At 40.6% G+C, this 21,004-nt stretch carries 22 protein-coding genes; 3 read left to right on the top strand and 19 right to left on the bottom strand.

What is annotated here, in order from left to right:
• Positions 1–4 precede the first annotated feature (4 nt).
• The 12 genes from A7456_RS09675 to A7456_RS09625 form a co-directional block, all read right to left on the bottom strand.
• Positions 5–3,637 (bottom strand): zincin-like metallopeptidase domain-containing protein, encoded by a 3,633-nt coding sequence (locus A7456_RS09675; RefSeq protein WP_067010115.1) that lies wholly within the window; start codon positions 3,635–3,637, stop codon positions 5–7.
• A gap of 31 nt (positions 3,638–3,668) precedes the next feature.
• The gene (locus tag A7456_RS09670) at positions 3,669–3,893 is read right to left on the bottom strand and encodes a hypothetical protein (protein WP_067010112.1); all 225 of its coding nucleotides are present in this window, start codon (positions 3,891–3,893) and stop codon (positions 3,669–3,671) included.
• Between the two features lie 38 nt (positions 3,894–3,931).
• The gene (locus A7456_RS09665) at positions 3,932–5,971 is read right to left on the bottom strand and encodes a DNA topoisomerase (protein ID WP_082995561.1); all 2,040 of its coding nucleotides are present in this window, start codon (positions 5,969–5,971) and stop codon (positions 3,932–3,934) included.
• Positions 5,953–6,159 carry a hypothetical protein gene (locus A7456_RS11015; protein WP_082995560.1) on the bottom strand — a complete coding sequence of 69 codons (207 nt, stop codon included), beginning with the start codon at positions 6,157–6,159 and terminating at the stop codon, positions 5,953–5,955. The genes A7456_RS09665 and A7456_RS11015 overlap by 19 nt, the downstream gene beginning before the upstream one ends.
• Positions 6,160–6,285: 126 nt before the next feature.
• Positions 6,286–7,686, bottom strand: a complete 1,401-nt coding sequence (locus A7456_RS09660) for an LPD7 domain-containing protein (RefSeq protein ID WP_067010109.1) — start codon at positions 7,684–7,686, stop codon at positions 6,286–6,288.
• Positions 7,687–7,698: 12 nt separating this feature from the next.
• The gene (locus A7456_RS09655; protein WP_067010104.1) at positions 7,699–9,747 is read right to left on the bottom strand and encodes a type IV secretory system conjugative DNA transfer family protein; all 2,049 of its coding nucleotides are present in this window, start codon (positions 9,745–9,747) and stop codon (positions 7,699–7,701) included.
• Entirely contained in the window at positions 9,747–10,868 is a 1,122-nt protein-coding gene (locus A7456_RS09650) for an ATPase, T2SS/T4P/T4SS family (protein WP_082995559.1), read from the bottom strand. Before A7456_RS09650 ends, A7456_RS09655 begins: the two co-directional genes overlap by 1 nt.
• An 8-nt stretch (positions 10,869–10,876) precedes the next feature.
• Positions 10,877–11,896, bottom strand: a complete 1,020-nt coding sequence (gene virB10, locus A7456_RS09645; protein ID WP_067010096.1) for a type IV secretion system protein VirB10 — start codon at positions 11,894–11,896, stop codon at positions 10,877–10,879.
• Between the two features lie 6 nt (positions 11,897–11,902).
• Complete coding sequence (locus A7456_RS09640; protein ID WP_067010093.1) at positions 11,903–12,196, bottom strand: hypothetical protein; 294 nt, start codon at positions 12,194–12,196, stop codon at positions 11,903–11,905.
• Positions 12,197–12,205: 9 nt separating this feature from the next.
• Positions 12,206–13,000 (bottom strand): TrbG/VirB9 family P-type conjugative transfer protein, encoded by a 795-nt coding sequence (locus A7456_RS09635; RefSeq protein WP_082995558.1) that lies wholly within the window; start codon positions 12,998–13,000, stop codon positions 12,206–12,208.
• A gap of 9 nt (positions 13,001–13,009) precedes the next feature.
• Entirely contained in the window at positions 13,010–13,768 is a 759-nt protein-coding gene (locus A7456_RS09630; protein WP_067010090.1) for a VirB8 family type IV secretion system protein, read from the bottom strand.
• Positions 13,755–13,970, bottom strand: coding sequence for a hypothetical protein (locus tag A7456_RS09625; RefSeq protein ID WP_067010089.1), 216 nt, complete (start codon positions 13,968–13,970; stop codon positions 13,755–13,757). The genes A7456_RS09630 and A7456_RS09625 overlap by 14 nt, the downstream gene beginning before the upstream one ends.
• A gap of 76 nt (positions 13,971–14,046) precedes the next feature.
• Here A7456_RS09625 and A7456_RS09620 point away from each other — a divergent pair, with 76 nt between their 5' ends.
• Complete coding sequence (locus A7456_RS09620; protein WP_067010088.1) at positions 14,047–14,274, top strand: EexN family lipoprotein; 228 nt, start codon at positions 14,047–14,049, stop codon at positions 14,272–14,274.
• 4 nt (positions 14,275–14,278) lie between these two features.
• Here the strand turns inward: A7456_RS09620 and A7456_RS09615 are convergent, their stop codons facing one another.
• Positions 14,279–15,241, bottom strand: a complete 963-nt coding sequence (locus tag A7456_RS09615) for a TrbL/VirB6 family protein (RefSeq protein ID WP_067010085.1) — start codon at positions 15,239–15,241, stop codon at positions 14,279–14,281.
• Positions 15,242–15,269: 28 nt separating this feature from the next.
• Positions 15,270–15,935 (bottom strand): type IV secretion system protein, encoded by a 666-nt coding sequence (locus tag A7456_RS09610; protein ID WP_067010083.1) that lies wholly within the window; start codon positions 15,933–15,935, stop codon positions 15,270–15,272.
• A 59-nt stretch (positions 15,936–15,994) separates the two neighbouring features.
• Here A7456_RS09610 and A7456_RS09605 point away from each other — a divergent pair, with 59 nt between their 5' ends.
• The gene (locus tag A7456_RS09605) at positions 15,995–16,258 is read left to right on the top strand and encodes a type II toxin-antitoxin system Phd/YefM family antitoxin (RefSeq protein WP_067010080.1); all 264 of its coding nucleotides are present in this window, start codon (positions 15,995–15,997) and stop codon (positions 16,256–16,258) included.
• Positions 16,259–16,263: 5 nt separating this feature from the next.
• Positions 16,264–16,689, top strand: coding sequence for a type II toxin-antitoxin system VapC family toxin (locus A7456_RS09600; RefSeq protein WP_067010077.1), 426 nt, complete (start codon positions 16,264–16,266; stop codon positions 16,687–16,689).
• Here the strand turns inward: A7456_RS09600 and A7456_RS09595 are convergent.
• Genes A7456_RS09595 through A7456_RS11010 form a run of 5 tightly spaced genes read right to left on the bottom strand, consistent with a single transcriptional unit; the run spans position 16,660 to position 20,811 of the window.
• Positions 16,660–19,149, bottom strand: a complete 2,490-nt coding sequence (locus A7456_RS09595; RefSeq protein ID WP_067010074.1) for a VirB4 family type IV secretion/conjugal transfer ATPase — start codon at positions 19,147–19,149, stop codon at positions 16,660–16,662. The two genes, A7456_RS09600 and A7456_RS09595, sit on opposite strands and share 30 nt — an antisense overlap.
• Positions 19,088–19,468, bottom strand: a complete 381-nt coding sequence (locus A7456_RS09590) for a VirB3 family type IV secretion system protein (protein WP_067010071.1) — start codon at positions 19,466–19,468, stop codon at positions 19,088–19,090. Before A7456_RS09590 ends, A7456_RS09595 begins: the two co-directional genes overlap by 62 nt.
• Positions 19,468–19,824, bottom strand: coding sequence for a hypothetical protein (locus A7456_RS09585; protein WP_067010069.1), 357 nt, complete (start codon positions 19,822–19,824; stop codon positions 19,468–19,470). The genes A7456_RS09590 and A7456_RS09585 overlap by 1 nt, the downstream gene beginning before the upstream one ends.
• A gap of 23 nt (positions 19,825–19,847) precedes the next feature.
• A complete protein-coding gene (locus tag A7456_RS09580) occupies positions 19,848–20,567 on the bottom strand; it encodes a lytic transglycosylase domain-containing protein (protein WP_067010066.1) in 720 nt (239 codons plus the stop codon).
• A gap of 16 nt (positions 20,568–20,583) precedes the next feature.
• Positions 20,584–20,811: a hypothetical protein gene (locus tag A7456_RS11010; protein WP_227713222.1), complete on the bottom strand. Its 228-nt coding sequence runs from the start codon at positions 20,809–20,811 to the stop codon at positions 20,584–20,586.
• Positions 20,812–21,004 lie beyond the last annotated feature (193 nt).

The following is a 21,004-nucleotide window of genomic DNA, read 5'->3' as shown; positions in this document are numbered from 1 at the left end:
AAAATTAGCGGTCAACCTGCTTTCCCATATCTTGCGGTGTTGGCAACTGTTCGCCATTAGCTAGGTCTGGCAATTTGTTTTCCAGTCTTTGCGTGAGATTATCTCTGACTTCTTGGCTCTCAAAGCTGGCAATAAACTCTTTCCAAGCCTGAACAGACTTGATGTTATTATCTGATATGGTGGGGTAGCTTTGCTTAATAACATCAATATCTAGTGGGTCTTTGGGTTGTGCTATGTGTTCTTGCACGGCTTGCACTACTTCTTGACCTGCTTTTTCTTGGTTTATCGCTTCATGAGATTGTGTTTGCCCTTTGGAGTTAATGCGGTCTAACTCGGCTCTGATTTGTCTTTTAAACTCATCAATGCCCTTATCTACATACACATCATTCCAATCCTTGCCTTTATCGTGAGCGTCAAACTGCGGTATCAAGATATGCACATTTGGCACGCTATCAGCGACTTTTTGAGCATTGACAAGCCCTGTATTTTCTTTGGGTTTACCTGTGCTGGGGTTGAGTTCAAGGGGCTTTTGGTGGTCGTTATCAGCACCGATATAAATTTTACTATCAGGACAATGTTCTCTTAGTTGCTTAGAGACTTCTAGCAATCCGCCCTTACCAAATGCCACAACCACGGCTTTGTTGGTGTGTTCATGTAGGGTTGCCCCTGTTGCATAGCCTTCAGCGACAATAATTGGCTCGCCATTTTTAACTTGACCTAAAGCTAAAGATAAACCTTGCTTATCAGCGTTTTTTAGGGCATATTTGGCACTTTGATAGCCGATAGTCTCAAAAGCTCTTAATTCCCCTTGTGCGTTAAATTGGGGTATCATCAGATTGCCTTTTTGCAGAACCATTTTGTCAGGGTGATTATTTCTTAAATCCCTAGCTTCCTGCCAAGTGTTACCAATGACAATATCATTACTAAATTGTGGTGGTAGTTGGCTCTTGTCAGGCACAACATAAGCAACATTATTACCAGTTACCTGCTTTTTGTTTAAATACTCGTGAGCTGTCGCAAGGGTGGCAAATGAGAACGCCATAGCCACACGCTGTGCGGTCTTATCATGTAACGCCTGTTTTTCGGCAGATAGAACTTCAGCGGTTGGGGCTTTTTGGGTAATTGGCTTTGGCTCTGATAGGGTGATGTTGCTTTGGCGTGTCGGCTTTTGTCCTTTTGCCATATCCACCGCTTCAATGTTCTTTTGGATATGTAGATACTCTTTTGGATAGACCCATTTTTCAGCAACACCGCCACGGCTAAAGTTGGTAATATGACCTGCTGGTACACCGCCTTGATTGGGATAAAACTGGTACATGACATTCTTGTCATTTGAGCCATCATTGCTTAGGCGGTGCGGTCTACCGTCCATAATGGGGTGTCCTGCGGTAACATTAATTCCACTGGCTTTTAAGTGATTTACAAAGGCTTCTTCAGGGGTTGGCACATAAGGGCGGTGCGTCCATTGCTTGACCTTGTCGGCTTGGGTGTCATCTTTGAGATACCAAACCTTATGCCTTATATCAAAACTGACAACGCCAGCTTTTTTCAGCTCTTGCATGGCATCAGCGTCTTTGTAAGACGTATAAAGATAGGTGCGGTTTTGGGTTACTTCATTCTTTGGGGTTGTTTTTTGGCTTGGTAATGTGCCATGAAAAATTCCGCCCCCTTGCTGTTGTGGGCTTTGAGTTCGGATATTTGCTGTTCTGTCAGTCTCAAATGACGTATGTACTGCTCGTTGTTGTAACTCATTGTGCTTGTGTGTCTCATCATATGGAATGCTCCGTTGGTTATCTAATAAGTTTTGACGTGCTTCTTGAATATTTTGTTGTATTTGTTCTAGGGTTGGTTTTTTCAAATGTCCAGCTTCTTGCTGGGTTAGTTTATCCAATCCAAAACCAAATTCTTCACGCCAATATTCATTTAGCCCATCTTTTTGCTCAATAGATTTTAACATATTTTGACTAATAGATATGCTTGTTTTTTGTTCGTATGCCGTCATAACAGCCGAACCAATGACTTTTCCGCCATTGTTTTCAATGTATCCTTTTAAAGTTGCTATCGTACCACCTACTGATAAAGTGTCATCTACAATAAAGTAGGCTTGACCTGCCTGAACATTACCTGAAAATTCAGGGGGCGATACATAGCGATGATAAATACCCTTGCCTGTTCTTTTGGCGGTGTTACTTTGAAAAATCTCATCAGTAACTTGTAAATTAAGTTCATTTGCCAAAGCATAGGCATAGGCTTGGGGAATGCGATTTTTACCACTTGCTTCTTCTGAAAGAATAGGAACAATAATGGGTTTGTTGTCGCCTATTATTTCTTTGATATGTTGTACCGTTTCATCTTTAATCAGTTTGTCTACAAGTTTGACAGACTGTTCAAAATTACCGCTTTTGGCTTCTTGGTATTCTGGTTCATTTGATAAATCTCTTAATTTTCCATTACTGATAACTGGTGGAAAATCACCCCATGCTGTGCGAATTTCCTTTTGATTTGGTAAACTCTGCTCAAGTGAATACCACTTTCCAAACTTACCCAAATCTTCACCAGTAGGCACATACCAAGTTTTATTTTTACTGTCCCATTTTGCTCCTAGTGCTTTGGCTTCGTTCTTTTGTTTGTAGGGTACATTGATTGGGGTGTTTTCTTGGGCGATATTGGTGTTTGGATTTTTGGCAACTTGCTCTTTTGTCTCGTCAATCTCTGCTTTTATGGGCGTGTAATTTCTACCCAGTCCTAGCACATAATTTTTGATAACATCAGCGTCTTTAACGGCTCTTACTAGCTCTTTTGGGTCATCTTCAAGAACTTTTACCCAGCTTTGCAGATAAGCATGATGTTGGCTAGGGTCGTGTCCAATCTGCAACTCTTGTCCTATCATCATGGACGCAATTTCTGCTCTTAGCTCTTCTTTGGCGTAACTGATACTACCAAAACTACCTGATAAATCACGATTTAAACGGCTTTCGTGTCCTGTGGCGTGTCCGATTTCGTGTAAAAGCGTGGCATAGTACAAATCACCACTTGCAAACTGGCTACGCTCAGGCATGGTAATTTGGTCTTGGCTTGGGCGATAAAAAGCCCTGTCGCCAACTTCATGAACGATGGTCAAGCCTTGATTTTGGATATTGTTAATAATCTCTTCGGCTTTGGCGTGGCGTTCCCATTCTTCTAGCTTTGGCGGTAGCTCTCTTGGCGGTATGCCATTTATCTGCTCGGCATTAAATACATAATACTGCTTGATAATAGGGCGGTCTAACTGTACTGTTTCTTTGATAGGCTTGCCATTTTCGTCTTTGATGATGTTGCCTTGCTCATCTTTCTTATCCACCTGTTCTGTGGTAATTACCGCAATAATTAGCGTGCCTTTTTCACCACGCTTAACCTGTCCGCCTTGCTCTTTGGCGTTATTGTAAGTGAACCAGCGGTTATCGGTGTAGCCTTTTGATTGAGCTTCTACCATTAAATTTAGACTGTTTACGCCTTGATATGGTGTGCCTTGATGATTAACTGGCAAAGAAAATTCTGCTCCAGTCCACGGCTTCTGCCAAGGGGCTTTGTTTTCTTTGATTTGCTCAATTAGCTTATTGGCTAATACTTGTATGTGTTCATCATATTTTTGGCTCATGCGTCAATCCTTATGCTTAGTCTTGCGGTGCTTAGTCTTGACGGTCTGTATCGTCTACCAGTGCTTCAAATTCGCTTTGGGTCATCATTTCTGCCCCTGTCAGATAGGCTTCTTTCCAGCTAATTTCATCATCGCTTAGGGGTCTTTGCTGTACTTGCTCTGCCATTTCAGGATAATTAGCAGGGTTATCAGGGTGTTCTTCCCAAGCTAGATGTGCATATTCATCTTTGGGGGCGTTGATAGGGGTGTTTGTCATGGTGTTAATCCTTATGTTGGTTGAGACAAAAAGAAAAATTAGTCAAATTTTGGCTTACCGTCCACTTCATCATAATTTTGCTTACATTTGGGAAAATTAGAACAACCAAAGAAACTATAAGGCTTGCCTTTATTTTTACCCTTTTTATATATGCCAGTTTTGTGAATGAGTTTTGAGCCACACGCTTTACAATCAAAGTCTGTTAATGGCTTTTGCTCTTTTTCTACTGGCGTGCCATTATCATCTTTCATTTTGTGATTGCAGGGGTTTTGGCTGTCATTCCACCCACTGCACCCCCAATATTTGCCAAATTTACCGTCATTTAGATACATAAGCCGTCCGCACTTAGGGCAGGGACTACTTGGTTTTTCTTTGGGCGTGGGCTTGATGTAACCCACTTTTAGGGTGTTAATGGTTGGCGTGATAGTGCTTGCTTGCATTTTTTGGATAAAAGTAAAGACATCTTGCTCATTTTTGATGTTCTTTTGTTCATCATGCCAAATAGCGGTCATATCAGGATAACGGATAATATCATCTAACAGGTCATATAAGGCTTTGCCCTTATCTGTGCTGATGATGGATTTACCCTTATAAGCCAAATAACCACGCTCAAACAGATTATCAATGATGGCGGAGCGTGTCGCTGGTGTACCAATACCGCCATGTTCGCCTTGCTTGTCTTTGTCCTTGTCTTTTAAAATTTTGGCAAGGTGTGGGTCTTTGACATACTTGGCAACCTTGGTTAAGTCGCCAAGTAGGCTAGTCATAGTGTATAAAGCTGGCGGTTTTGTCTCATGCTCATTAGCATAGGCTTTTGTGCATTGTCCTGTGTCGCTGGCTTTTAGAGTGCGTAAATCTGCTTGCAAGACATCATCAGGTAGGGCGGTTTCTTCATTGTCAGTATCATTGGTATAGAGCTTTTTCCAGCCAAGAGCGGTATCAATCCTTGCAGTAGCATGGAATTGATAAGCCACGCCATCTACAATCACATCAAGCGTTATCTTGGTTTCATCATACTCATAGAGTGGGTAAAATTGGGCGATATAATTTCTTGCGATGATTTTGTAAATATTTTGCTCGGCTTCACTTAGGGCTTGCCAGTTGCCAGCGGTTTGTGTGGGGATAATCGCATGGTGTGCTGTTACCTTACTGCTATTAAATACACGCCCTTTGTAGTTTGGATTAGCATTGCCACACGCCCCAGCCATTAAATCATAAGTGCCAGCAATGGCGGATAACACACCGCCCACATCAGCAAACTGTTCATCAGATAAATATTGGCAATCGGAGCGGTTATAAGTAATAAGCTGATGTTTTTCACGCAGGGTTTGCGTGATTTTCATGACTTCATCAGGCTTGTAACCAAACTTACGGCTTGCGTCCTGTTGTAGCTTTAACAGATTATAGGGCAAAGGTGCTGGCTCTGTTTTGTGTGTGGTATTGGCGAAAAAGATTTTGGCAGGTTTACCACTCAAAAAATTAGCCAAATTGTCAGCAAATTGCTTGTCAATCAATCGCCCTTTATCATCTGTAGGGTCTTCTGTCTTGGGTTGGTATTTGGCGGTAAATGCCACGCCATTAAATACAAAATCGCCTTGTATCACATAATAAAAGCTCTTTTTATGGCTGGCATTTTCTTGGTCTCTACGCACTACTAAGCCTAGAATAGGGGTCTGTACTCGCCCTATGTGCCAAGTCTCTTTTTTGCCTGTTTTAGCTTGCTGGCTTAGACTGTACGCCCTTGTAAAATTAAAACCAAATAACTGGTCTGCAATGGCTCGGCTCTCGGCAATCCAGCCCATATATTCAAATTGGCTATTGGAATTCATGTTGGCAAGGGCTTTTTGCACCACGGCAGGAGTATTGTCATTGATTAAAAGACGCATGACTGGCTTCTTATTGTCAAAATAACGAAGCAACCCATCAACTAGCAACTGTCCTTCATCGTCAGGGTCGCCAGCGTGAATGATGGTATCGGCTTGTTTGATAAGCTCGCCAATTATTTTTACTTGTGCTTTTTTGTCGCTAGGTATTTTGCGTGGGGCTGGTAAAAATGGCTCTATGGGCAATGTGTCCATATCCAATATTTGTATTTTTCATCAATTTCATCAGGTTCTTTTAGGGCAAGCATATGCCCAAAACACCAAGTTACAACATCAGGCTTAACAGGGTGTCTGTAGTAGCCGTCATCTCTAATAAAGCCACCCCCTAACCCAGCACAAATGGCTTTTGCGACATCAGGTTTTTCTGCGATATATAGTTTCATATTATCAAGTTATTAAGACAAAAAGAAAAAATAATATAACCAAACAAAAAGCACTATGGACTAAAAAGGACAATATAATGTCTACCAACCTAAGACTTTTTAGCCCATTGATAAACGCTTTCACAATTAACGTGAACGGCTTTGCTCACCATTATCAGGCGTTCTAACTTCAATATCAGGCTTAATTTCATTTTGTGGTATGGGCGGTAATTCTTTTTTACCGCTTGCCACATCAGGCAATGTACTATGTAAATTATGTAATGCCTTTTGTTGGGCTTGCGGTGTCTCGTATCTATCTAAGATAATCTCTTTCCATAATACCGCTTTAGCGATATTCTCATCACTTAGCTTGGGATATTGTTGTTGCATGGCTTGTGGCTCTAATTTCGCTTTAATGTCTTTTAAAGCGTCATAGTCCTTGGTAAACATTTCATTGGTGAGTTTAACCTTTTGAGTGCTATCTTGTGGCGTAACAACAATAGATTTATCGTTTTCTTTAATGGTATAGCCAAGCTCTGATAAGTGCTTAACCAAGTCATCACGGTTGCTAATTGTGCCGTTCTTATAGCCGTTTTGGGTAATTTGGCGTATATCTGCTTTGATTTGCAGGGCAGATTTTTCTTGCAACTTGTCATCTGTCCCCTTGGTATCCTTAGCGACAAACGCACCAGCGACAATAGGTCGTACAGGGGGTATTTCTTTGGCTATCTCTTTGGGGTCTAGCTTATCTTTGTTGTCCTTGGCTTCGCCTTGTGGTGTGGTATCTGTGATTTTGACTTCTTCGGCAATGACTGTGTTTTGAGTACGCTCTTTTTGCTTGGCGATAAGTTCAGCTTGGTCTTTTTCACTAGGTGTATAGCCCTTGGTCTCAATACCACGCAATGATGCTTCAAGCCATGCTTTTTGTTTAAACTCTTCTGTGCCTTTTAGCTGAATTTTTGTCCAATTTTTGCTTTCCGCCATGTCCAGCATGGCGTTAATGGTCTTTTCATCTTGGCGTGATGTATTTAAACTGTCTTTGCGGTCTTCAAAAGCGATATTAACTTGGTCTTTATCGTCCTTATCATAGTAATTTACTTTTTCGTCTTGCAAAAAACGGTTTTTGGTAATAGCATAATAGTTATTTTTAATGCTACTGGGCAAATTTTCAAACTCTTCAGGCTTACGCTCTGTTTTGCCTTGCCAAGCGTTCTGTGCTTCTTGGACGACTTCATCAGGGGATTTTTCTTTGGCTACCGTTCTTTCTTTGTCTTGACTGATTGAGTTTTGCAAATCTTGGTAAGGCTCGTGGCGTTCTATTTCCCACATTCGCTTTTTGGTGGTCTCATCAATACCAAAATCTTTTAGATTTACAGTATCGCCTTTCTTCAAGTCGCCAACTTTATTAAAGGCTTCTTCCAAGCCTTTGCCACGGATAGGCTCAGCGTTTTCACCCTTTTCATTTTGTAAGACAAGATAAAAGGTTTGTTTGCCTTTGTAGTCATCATAGCCAACATCGGCTATCGTGCCAGTTTTAAAGTTACTCATAAGATTACTCCATTAAAAGTTAAATTCGTCTACAAACTCTTTTTCAAATTCGTCAGGATTTGACAAATCAAATTCTATAATGTCATCATCAGCGGTGATTTCATTGATAACATTTGATTGACTGGCTTTATCTGCCTTGGCTTTGGCTTCTAATGCGTCAAGTTCTGCCAATTCTGCCTTGCTAAATCCAAAGGCTTCACCCAGTAAGTCCACAAACTTAGCATGATGTTTTTTGTAATGGGCAACAGGCTGTAATTCTTTATAAGTTTTTACATCATTACCCACGATGCCACGCATAACCTTAAGCATTCCCACCACATCAAGAATTGGCGGTTCGCACTTGGGCGGTATTGGTAAGCCTTTTGCAGGGCGTGATAGGCTTTGCATACGACTACCAAACACTTGTGGATTGCTATAATAAAAGGCTTTTTCACACTTAATGGGCTTGGTGCGTCTAAAAAGAATAATTTCTTCTTCATCGCCCATTTCCATAAGCTCTTGGGGAAGCATTAACGCCCTTGATTGGTCTGATGTTGAGACGCTACCACCGCCACCCTTGCCACGATTACGGCTAACAGATTTACCCTTAACCGTCTGTGTACCTAAACGCTTACTTAAATGCTCGGCTTGCTCTATGGTGGTGGGGGTAAATTCAACTTGGCAAGCAATATTTGACAAAATCGCATTTGCCCCATCTCGCCCATAAGCGTCTTCTACTTGGCTGGTACTTTGAAAAATCGGCATAAGCCTAACGTTATAGCCAGCAATATAAGCAATGGATTTTTGGATAATATTTACTCTGCCTAGCGAAGTGAACTCATCAAGCAACACCAAACATTGATATTTTAGGTTTGGGTCATGTTCAGGCAATATCCTTGTATTGATATTGATAAGCTGGCTAAAAAATACATTAAGCAACTTTGAGAAACGCTCTAATTCGTTGGGTTGAATGCCAACGTAAATAGTCATTTTCTTTCTTCTAACATCATCAAAACGAAAGTCAGATTTGCTGGTTGCAGTTGCCACCATAGGGTCTGTAAACACATTTAATGGGGACATCAGTGTTGCTAGAATGCTTGAGCGAGTGTTGTCGCTATCTACATTGACAAATGCCATCATCGCTTCTATACACTCTACAGATAGCTCCCTTTCTTCTTCTTTGCGTTTGTTGATAACATCAGGTATCCACTCATGCAATGGCATAGCAGTTGGCGTTGTAAGTTTAATTAGCTCTGCCATAGAGCAGGGGCGTTCAGGGGTTTCTAGCATATACAACACAATCCCTGTAAAAATACGCTGTGCTTGATTTTGCCAAAAGGCTTCTTTGGGGTCATCAGTTGGATAAAAAATAGTGGCAATATTTTGAATGTCTGCCATTCGCTCTGTTTCGTCTCTACTGATATAATCTAATGGGTTATATCGGTGAGAACGCTTATCTTCGGCTTTTGGAGCAAACAAGAAAACATCTTGATATTTAGCACGAAAGCCAGCCGTTAAAAGCCAGTTTTCCATTTTAATATCTAATACCACAATACTATCAGGGTAGGTTAATAGATTGGGAATAACAATAGAAACACCTTTACCGCTACGAGTTGGAGCACCAATAGAAATAAATTCATTGCCATAAAATTGTAAAAATTTACCCTTGTGTTTACCAATAATTACAGGCGGTTCACTTGGAAATTTACCTTTTAATTTCTTTTCTTCTTGGGGCGTGGGCAAAAATCCAGTTTTGCGTATTTCCATATCATTAGCGAAACGAGCCGAGCCGTGTAATTCACGCTTTTTCTTGGCAAATAACGCCACTAATAACGCCACATTAACAATAAGCCAAGCTACAAAACCACCTAAGATAGAACCCTTAATAGCGGTTGCTACTTTTTCAATATGTCCGTATTGCTCATGATATAAATAAATCGTCTTATAGCCATAATATTCGGACGGTACTTTTTGCCATTCCACAAAAATATAATTGGCTAAAAACACCGCCCCAATCACAATAAATATATTGAGAATAAGCATTAAAGCAATATTTTTACCAGCCGATTGCTTTTGAGACATTACAATTTTTTCCCTTGCATTAAGCGATATTTACGGATAGGGTCATAACTAATTTCAGATACATAAGTTTTATTTAAAAACATCATTACATCAATGGTTGTGTAAACATCACGCATAATATTTTCAATATCCAAATTTTTACCAGTTTCAGATTGTTTGGCAAGCATTCCAATGCGATAATAAGCACTTTGGCAATCGTTGGCGTGTACTGTTGTGATAGAACCACCGTGTCCATTATTTAACGCACCCAAATAATCAAAGGCTTCATCACCACGCAATTCCGTTAAAAATATGCGGTCAGGCTTCATACGCATACAAGACGCTAACAGCTGTTTTGGTGTTACTTCCTTATAAAACAAATGCACCCTATTTAAATGTAATGGCAAATCCAATTCAGGCGTATCTTCAATCGTGATAATGCGAGTATCAAGCGGTACTAAATCACAAATTGCTTTTGTAAAAGTCGTCTTACCTGAACCTGTCGCCCCTACCAAACAAAAATTAGCGTAATGTTTAATACCAAGCTCAATAAAAGTTTGGGTATCTCTTTCGGCTTTTGCTTTTAACATTTGTAATTCAGATAATTGCAAATGCACATCATCAGGAATATCAAGCCATTTGTTTAAATACTCAATTTCTTTGCTTTCTGCTTCTAGTTTATCCTTTAAATGACTTGGTAAAATTGTATTGGCTGTGGCAAATGTTGATTTATCAATCCAGCGATTTAATCTCCCAGTTTTGCCATAATCGCCTAGCGTAAATCGGTCTTGGCTTGGCTGTCGTATGGTAATAGAAACCGTACCCCTTTCGCACGCTGTCGGTATAACCACTTGCCCACGCTGTTCATCAGGAAAAATTCCTGAACAGATAGGGTTTTTAGGGCTAATTTCTAGTTTATTTAAAGTGGCAAATGTATTAGCGATTTTTAGCAAAACGGCATAATTCAAATTTGGCATTTCAAAGCGTTGCCAACCTTGACTGTTTTCCGTCCACAGTTCAAAAGGGCGATTTATGGCAATTTCTGTATTGCCCTTATCGTCCAAAAACCGCTGTATGCCAGTTTTTATGAGTAGACCACGCAATGACGCTGTTCTATCCAAGCTCATTAAATTATCAGACATCACACACCTTACTGCCGTCTTAGGCTATAGATACTTGAAAAATCAACATCACGAGCCACCATAATATTTATCACCGTGCCTTGGTTGATGGTTGCTGTTGGTGGTATATTGATGGTGTTTTCAAGGGCTTTTTCTGCAATGCTCTCGGCAGTGCTTGACGTGTTTTCAATCGTGGTTTGCCCTGCCTTGGATTTATCCTTTTCTAAGTGTGTTGTACCAGCAGAAATGGCATCTTGGATAAGGCTTAGCATGATTGCACCGCCAAAACGTTTCCAAAAGTGGTTATTGACTTTTGCTCCCACGCCCATTTCACCCAGCTGTCCTGTGGCTGGGCTGTCTATGTTGATAGACATATTTTTTGGTGTTTCAATTTTGCCCCACAGTATCGCAACCCTTGCTTTACCTTGGCTCATTTGAATATTTTGTTCGCCAAAGACACTAGAACCACGCTCAATAAGTAGCACCTTGCCATTGGCAGAATAAACATCTTTTGCCACTTGGCAAATGGTAAAGCCTTGATAGGTGCTATCCACTCTTGTTTTTAACACACAAGGAATGGTTGTACCTTGTAATAACATCATGCTCACATCACCACGGCTGTTTACTGTGCCATTGGCAAGATTTGATGACCGCATACTACCTGCCAAGCCTGTTTCTTGGCGTGCTGTTGTGGCGGTGCGTGAACCATACACATCAACCAAGACCGATGAATGCTCAACCTGCACAATCTGCGTTGGGGCTGGTGCTGTCGGCTCGTCATCATCTTTATCATCATAGATAATCATCGGCTGTGGAGCTGGTATGGGTGCTGGTGGTGCATAATCACGCCCTGCCACCATAGGGCTGTTATAGTCGTTATATCTAGGTTGTGGTTGGGGTTGTGGTGCTGGCGTAACCACAGGCTGGGCAACCACCATATCTGCCATGTCGTCATCATTATCTAAGTCGCTAAAATCCGCTGGGGGCGGTAAAGACTGCATGGCTTGCTTATCCGCTTCAATATCCACCCTTGAACCGCTGGTTATCATATTTTTTTACTCTTGGGCTTGGCGTTCGGTCTCTTGGGCTTTTTTGTCGGCTTTGGATTGCTGATAACGCCCTATTGCCATAGCAGAACCAATTAGCATGATAATAATCCCCACCAGTGCCACCGCCATTATCTTAAAATTCTTGGCATTGCCACCGTCTCTGCCAGCTTGATTGACACTTGGCACATCATCTTTGATTTGTGCGTCTTCTTCGCCTACCTGCTCAATGCTGTTTTCGGTCTCGTCTGTATCGTCTCTGCCCAGTATCTTTTTCGGCTCTTTTTTGCTAAATAAACCCATATCTACCCCCTATTGCTCTGTCCGCACCACGCCACGGATTGAAGTACCGCTATGATTAAACCCATTATCTTGTAGTCTTTGGTTGGCAAGCTCTGCCACCGCCCCACCAAGGCGGACACGATACAGGCGATTAACTTCATGAATAATCATGGTATCGCTGTCAATATGCGTATTAACCAAGGCTTCTGTACCGTCAGGCATGACTTTGTAAACAGTTGGTAACTCTTTGGCGTTGTCATACTGCATATAAGTAAATAAACCGTTGTCCCACATGGCTGTTGGTGTTATATCAGCATTGCCACGCTTGACATAAGCCGTATTGATTTTTGCGTCTATCAAGTAGGTAATATCGCCCTGCTTGACACGCTGAAAACTTGTCGGTATGGGCTTAGGCGTATTTTTAGCATTGATAGGGTCTTCAGGGTATTTAAAGCGTGCAACATAGGTCATGTCATCATCTATGGTGTTATGTAAGGCAAAAGCATAAGTACGCTTATTGGTTACAATAATCATGTTGGTTGGAGCGGACGGCTGTAACGGCTTAAAAAACACATTATTACCCTTGACTGCAATAGACCAATCACGAGCTTCACCAACACCCAAACCACCGTCATCATGGATATTTTCGCCATCTTCAAACTGGATAAGGCTTGAATGTCCTATTTTTGTCTTAATAACAAACACATCATCAGTACAATAATCAAATACTTGCATTCGGCTATCAGCGGTATAACTTGGCGACTGCTGGGCGTGAGCTGATAGCATAGATGTTAATAAGACAAAACAAAAAATTAGTTTTTTCACAATAACCCCCTAAAATCCACCGTCTTCATTGACTTCATAGCTTTTGACAGTAAAGCCAAAAGGATTAACAAGCCGTATCTCATCAACTGTTGGCACATTGATATAATCATAAGCTAGTACCGCAATATGACGGCTCTCTTGGGGTTCAGGTGTTAGTCTGCCACTCATAGCGTCATAAGTACCACCATTCATAGGGCTTACAATCTTGGTAAAGCGGATTTGCATAAGGTTATCGCCAATCTTAGACACGCTGTTAATCTTGACATCTACACGCTGGCTTTGGGCGTACACTTTGTGGGGAGCGGACGGCATGGCAAATTTATTTCTAATTTGATTTTGAACATTGTCATCAGCAAACAACATCAAATCATCAAAATTGCGTTGTACCGTGTACCAATCATAGCTTTCTGATAGCTTCACAAAATTAGCCGAGTAGTAACGAGCTGTCTGCTCAAGGCTAGTAATGTCTTCATCTTGCAAGGTTGTTACAATATCCACTTCACCAGTGCTGTCATTGACACGAAGCACAAACGGCACTTTTTCTTTAAGGGGTGTTAAGCCTACAATCGCCACGCTGTTAGCAATGGCAATAGCCACCGCCCCCAATGCCACCCACTGCCAAAAAGTTTTTGACTTTTCCACAAACTCAATACGGCTATTTTCAAAAGAGCGTGCTTCTTTGAGATAGTCATTGACCGCCTGATTGTCGCTTATCTTTTTGTCTTTTTTGGGCTTTGCTTGTTTGGGTGCTTTTTTAAAAATGTTCATCGTATATCTCTTTGTCAGCTTCTGATAAATCAACATCTTGTGCTAATGTCTGCACATTATCACTATATTTAGTAACATTAGGTGGTATAAAGTCCACCGCATTAACTGGTGTCCACTTGCCTTTGGCTTGGGGTATCTTATGACTTTGGCAACCTGTTAGCACCAAACCCACACAAGATAATAAAATAAGAATTTTTGGCATATTGCACCTTTTAAAAACATAGCTTTTGTGATAAAATTTTAAAGGACTTTATTTTATTAAGACAAAAGGAAAAATTATGAAACTAACCACCTTTTTAACCATATCTGCCATTACCGCCACCGCCCTAACTGGTTGTAAACAAGAGACTTATACTGTGGACTATCTAAAAGAAAATGAAGCTAAACGCACCGAAGTTTTAGAAGCCTGTAAAGCCAATAAACAATCTGATGAAAATTGCAAAAATGCGAATGAAGCGGACGCTTTAATTAAAATTGCTGAGTTTGATAAAAAACAAAATAGATAATTAGCTATGATTTTTCCATTCTATTGCCAAATATCTTACCTTTAGCCCAAGTATAGCCAGATTTGCCCCTTGCGTATCCTGTTTTTCCAGCGGATACGCCAGCATTAACACCATCTCTACCATTACCAATAGCTCTGCCAGCTTGGGTAAATCCACCAACACTTACACCACCTGCTAAACCATTTGCAAGCTCAGGTATTTTTAATAGCACCACAAAAAACATAAATGACAATAACACAACAGAGATTAAAAATGTATTGGTTGTTGGATAGTCTATATTTGAAAAATCAATTACTTCACCATAGATTTTAATCATAAAACTAGCAACAATATTCATCAATAACAACATCAAACTGTAATTAACAACCTGATTTATCCATGCTGTAAAATATTGTCTTGTCGCTGGGAATAAACCAAGTGAAATAAATACTGGGCCAACCAGTGCTAAAATACCTGTAAATATTTTTGCTAATAAAATATAAGATGCCGAAATAACCAAAAATACAGAAAAAGAAATTATCACAATAGCATTATAGATAACAATCATTAAATACCTACCAACACTTGTTATTGGCAATTTCTTAGCTTCATCATTATTTTTAGTAACTATATCAACCATAGATGTAGCCATATTATCCAAAACAGTTGCGTTGGTTTGTCCATTTAAGGCGTGCGATAAACCATCACCAAGACCCATAACAATAGGCATAATAGTTTGATTATAGCCAGAGACATTGACACTAAAACCAAGTATCAATATCCAAGCTATTACTTTTTTGAAAAAATCAACAATACTATCTTCAAATCTACCATTCCAGTAAGATAAAAATAAAAATAACAAATAAACAGTAAAGCCACTTAGCAACAATGGCTCTAGCACATTCATTAAATTAGATACATTGCCAGCTATTACTTCTTGAATAGCGACATCTATTTTGTCAAATACATCAGAAAACATAGTTGCCATTGTTGCCAAGCCCTAAAGGTAAAGTAAATTAACGGTTTTGCTTTTTGCGGATATTATCCATTAGGATTTTTTCCGATTGCTTTTCCAATATTTCCATCTGCTTCATTTTCAAATTGATTTGAGCAATGGTAATGTCAATTTGGGTTTTTTGAGCCATTAGGGTGTTCGCCAAATCCGCCTTAGAACTTGCGTCTGTAGTTAGGTTGATTTGATTGGCGGTGTTTTGAGCTGATTTTGCCAAGGTAGACAAGTCGGTTAGCGACTGCTCAACTTGGGCGTAATTTAGCAAGGTTGCTTGTGCCAGCTGAGTTTTTGGGTCAGTTGAACTCTGCCCTTGTTTTTTTAAATCTGCTTCAATACGCTTGGCGATTTGTTGCAACACTCTGTCATAGTTACCACTTGCCAAATCCATCACGCTAATGCCTTGTGGTACATATTTACCCAATGCTTTTTGAACGTTAGGGTCATTGAGTAGTACACCAAGACGAGCGTTGCCAGTTACCGCTTGAAGCTGGTTACGCAAGTTTTCAATTTGCTTAATTTGGTTTTGCACTTGACTAATCGCCTGAGCCACGTTAGCACCGTCAAACACTGGCATAACAGCCGAATGAGCTACGGTACTTGAACCAAGAGCGGTTAGTAAGACAAAGGCAGAAATTGCTTTTTTGGCTTTTTCACTAAAATTAACTTTCATAGAAAGCTCCTTACTCTATGTTATAATGTGGTAAACCAATATCACATCAGGGGGTTAAAATGATTTCTTACACCTATCAAGACCTACAAAACCGCACAAGCGAGCTACAACAAATTGTCAATCGCCGACCTGTACTCATTGAAGATAACGGCGTAAAGCAAGTATTGATAAACTATGACGACTACAAACAAATGGCTGGCTCAGACGCTGATAAGCCTTTTGAAACTGCTCATGAGTTTTTAAGTAGAATGAAAGCCGTCTTTTCAGATGAAGAGCTTGAAATACTTGCCAATGACGATACCAAATACGATATGTCGGAGTAGGCTTAATGTATCTACTGGACACCAACATCATTTCAGAAATTCGCAAAATTCCACTTGGCAAAGCCAACGCCAGTGTTGAACACTGGACTATGACAAAAGCACCAGAAGACTGGTTTTTGTCTAGCATTGTGCTATTGGAACTCAGACAAGGGGCGTTACGTTCACGGCATAACGGCGACATCACCAAAGCAAACACATTGGACAAGTGGATTGATGAATATGTCATCAAAGAGTTTGCAGGACGTATATTGCCAGTTACCGAAGAAGTCGCATTAGCCTGTTCACCCTTGCACGTCCCCAACCAAAGGGATAAGCATGACGCTCTCATTGGAGCGACCGCTCTTGTGCATGATTTAATCTTGGTAACTGATAACACCAAGCACTTTAAGGACATAGACAATTTACGCATACTCAACCCTTTTGAGCGTTGATTGCTCCATAGCAATTTTAGCTTCTGATACCAAGACATCTAGGTTTAGCACGCCTTGCTTTTTGTCTTTTCTTGCTTGATAAAAGATAGGTAGCCAAACATCAGATTTTGGTCTTTCTTCAAATCTACTTAAAATATCATCAAGCAATTCTACATTTTCTTTGGTTGATGATAGCACGCTGATTTCATCACTAAATCCGTACAAGTCTAGTTTAGCAAAGCTAGACTGTTGCCCTTGCTTCACTAAGAAAATGCGACTTTGTGGATTGAGCGACTTCAAAATTGCAAATTCTTTTTCAGTTAAGCCAACACGGATATAACCACCGCCTTGTGCATTCTGATATTCTGCGTCAGGGTTCGGCAATAAAATTTTGGTCGGCGTTTGCTGAATGATGGCTGGAAAGATTTCAGACTGTACCGCTTCTTCGGGCGACTGAGTAACCAGCAACATAAATTCAAGACGCTTCCGCCCTGTTTTTAAAACGTCCAAAATCATCTCTCTTGGTGTTTTGTATTTGAGCGGTAGCCAAAATTCTTCTACAACTGTCAAAAGCAGATTGTGGCGTTTGGCAACTTCTGTTTTAATGTACAAAAGACAAGCCAAAAGTGGCTCAGTGGGCTGATAGTTCTCTTTTAAAATTGACCCCACATCAAAACCTACGATTTTAAAATCGTCAGGATTGAACAAATTTACTGGATTATCAAGTACCCACGCATACGCCCCTTGACCGTACTCATCAGTTGTACACCACTTTACCAATCTAGCGTATAGACTATTACCACCCCTATCAGGGAGCGATTGCAAAATGGCGGACATACGGCGAAACTCAAACGGTAAGCTCATGACCGTATCAACCGCTAATTTGATTTGGTTTTGCTCTTCGCTGGTACATTCATTGTTTTTGTCGGTCGCACAAGCGATTACTAGCGTGTTTAAAAAATCACGCAATCTTGGGCCATCGTTAAACTGAAAAGGGTTAATACCAGTTGGCACATTCTCTTCAATAGCGAAATAGTCGCCGTCCAACGCACGGATAAAAATATCCATACCACGGTCTTTATCTAGCACAAACATGGCAGGGTTAAACCGCTGTACAAACACGGTCATTGCAGATTGTAGTGTGGTTTTACCTGTGCCTGTTGCCCCTAAAATTAAGGTATGACCTGCTACCGCTTCGCCAACATTATTTTCATCAATATTTGTAAAATGAAAATTAAAGTTATACAAAGTCTTTGCAACAGTCTCTAAGGGCATAACCGCCGAGCCATCACCCAAAGGGTTGCCATACGCTTTACCAGTTGAATAATTATGCAAAGAGAATGTACTGGCAAGGTTACGGCTCGTCTTTAGCATGGGGCGTGGCTTATAGCGATAAGTCGGAAACTGGCTAAAAAACGTGGCTGGTGCTGATACGCTTGCTTTTTTGAATACCGCCCCTGATTTATTGCTAAAGCTGGCGTTGGCTTCATTGACATTATTAACCGCTTGCTCCATACTGTTGCCAAACACCATAAGGCTACAATGATATTCGCCAAGCGTCTGTTCGCCTGATGTGATGAACGCTTGAGCTTGCTTTAACTCTTCTCTTTGGTGTTCTGCCTTGTCGTCAGCAGACCGCATTTGATTTGCTTGTCTTTCAATGCGTGTTAAAGCCTTAGCTGGTGCTATCGCTACAAACGACTGTACCAAGTTGTATTCAAAAGGCAAAGCAAGACTGGCACTATCAAAAAGCCCAAGATAAGTGGCATTTGGAAAATCTTTTAAGTCCTGCAAACAGGCAAAACGGTTTTTTACATCGCCTTTAATCTGCAAAATCTCATGTCCAAAGTGCAAATTGGCAGACGGCAATATTTCATAAGCTGGGCTGGGCGTTAAAGGCACAATACCACCAACAGGCTTTTCGCAATTTAACAGCTCATAGAAAAATTCAAAAATCTGTGATGATAGAACACCGTTTTTGTTTTGATAAGTTGTTAATACCGTTGGTTGATATTGCGATAGTATGCTTAATATACGTTTTACCAAGTTTTGTATATCATCTATGCCACTATCCAAATCAGTTTCATATTTCATTACCAAGGCAAGGTAATAAAAGTTGTTGTAATAATCCTTATCATTAAATCTTGCCAAGTATTTATTAGCAAAATCACGGCAAAATTTATTGTCAAATTCATAAACAGTATCAACTTCTATCTTGCGTCTAAGCTGATAAGTGTAAAATGCCAACCGCCCTGCTTTATCTTTGGTAAGCTCGGTATACGCTAAATTTAGAGCGTCAAAATCACTCTCTAAGTGATTATCACCTATCGCTTCAAAGTTAATACCATCAAACGCTATCACGCTACACAGATAGTTATTTTCAAAATCAATAACATCTTCTGCCACATGATACTGTAGCTTAGGTAATTCGTCTGTTGTAGCGGTTAGCTTGTTTAAAAATTTGCTGAATATATTTGCCATTTCTTAAATACTTCATTGGTACATAGGTTAGGGTATTGCCAAATTCTTGGTAATTTTTGCGTTTTAAGCGAAACAACATTTCTAACGCTAAAATATTTAATGCTTTATCGTCTGTTTCGCATATGAGCCGTAAAAACAAGAATACAGGCAAACCCAAGCCCACAAACGCAAAACCAATTAGACCGATTATTTTAGAAGCAATTAACGCCCCAAACATAACTATCATAAATACAATAACCGCTGGTATTAACGGTACGCCAAAAATCATGACAACACGGTCTAATCCGTTATAGCTTGAAAATTTACGATATTCGCTCATTATTTAAACGCACCGAAAATGTAGGCTGCAATCGTGGTTACACCACCAGCACAAGCATAGAAAAACGCAAATTTCAAAAATTCTAGCCAATCTGAATGACCGTTCCATGCTTGCACAAATTTAATTAGCAGATAAACTGCACCTGCTGAACCAGCCAAGACAACTGCCCATTTCAAAATATTTTTGAACAACTGGTCTGCTTTTTGAGCACTGTCTTCAAAGCCAGCCGCTTGAGCAGTTACAGCAATCAAAGACACCGCCAAAAAGCATAGAGAGCCTTTTAGAATGCTTGTCATCATTGCCTTTTGATGTGCTGATAGCGTAAAATTAGCGGTTGTTAAGTATTGGTTTTTCATAAAAAAAATTCCTTAAAGTTAGGTTAAAAATCCCTAAAAACGTCCCAACCATGAAATACTTTGACTGGAGTTTCATTGGTAAGCTCGCTTACAGGGGGTTGTTGGGGAATATCGTCAGAACGCACAGAAACGCCCATATTGGCGTTTTGCACGTCATTTGGTACTTGGGTAGCTGAAATATTTTGAATGCTGTCTATGGCGTTTGTAGAGCGTCCTACAACGTCATACTGCTGGTAGGTGATTTGTTGCGTGTTTTGGTATGGGTTTTTGGGGCTGGCATTGGCATAACCAAGCAACGCATTATAATTATTCGTTACCTTGGCGACATAGCCATTACTAAAGCCTTTTTGTGCATTACCTGTGTTATAGCAAGACCAAGCACGTTGCATTCTTGTGCCGTTGCCGTTTGCACCTGCTTTGTCATAACAATGTAAGTACACAGTCTGTAAGGCTTTCAAATTACTGCATGGGTGAAATGCTTGCTCAACCGTCAGATTAAGCCACTTCATATTGGCAGAATTGATTTGACCTAAGCCCATATCAATATCTGCCCCATTAGCCAGCAGTTGCTTGGCGACTGATACCGCTTCATCGTAGCTGGTCGGCTGTTTTGCCAAATACCCTGCTCCACGATTAACACCAATGGCAAAAGGATTGAAACCGCTTTCGGTTTTAACAATCGCATTGACAATAGCTGGGTGTATATCAGGCGAGCAACTGCTAGTAATGATTGCTTCTAACACAACAAACCCCCTAATATCAACGTCTTTTCTTGATATTGGCAACTTGGCGTGTTGTGCCGTCAGCGTCTTGCACATAGACATAGACACGACGTTTAGAACCGCTTGTCCAAATCTTAGGCGAGCCATTTTGACCGCCCACAGAGCCGTCAGCGTTAGCAATCATAGGGCAAACTGGGAAAGGCTTACCACGAGCCAAATCATGAGTAACTTTACGGATTGTAGACTGGCATTCGGACGTGTGCATACCGCCAGCAAAGCACAAAAAGGCTTGGCAAGCAAATGTGTCTTTTGATGAGAGTTGGGGGATTTGAACTGGTTATGGTTCGGTTAAACCTTGAGAGTTTGCAACGGTAGGTATTGCAAAGACAAGCGGTAAGACCGCTAAGGATAGGGTTTTTACAAGACGAGAGTTAGGCTTGCTGTGCTGTGCTGTGCTG

It is taken from the genome of Moraxella nonliquefaciens (assembly GCF_001679005.1).
Taxonomy (GTDB): Bacteria; Pseudomonadota; Gammaproteobacteria; order Pseudomonadales; family Moraxellaceae; genus Moraxella; species Moraxella nonliquefaciens.
This window is presented reverse-complemented; position numbering and strand designations above follow the sequence as displayed.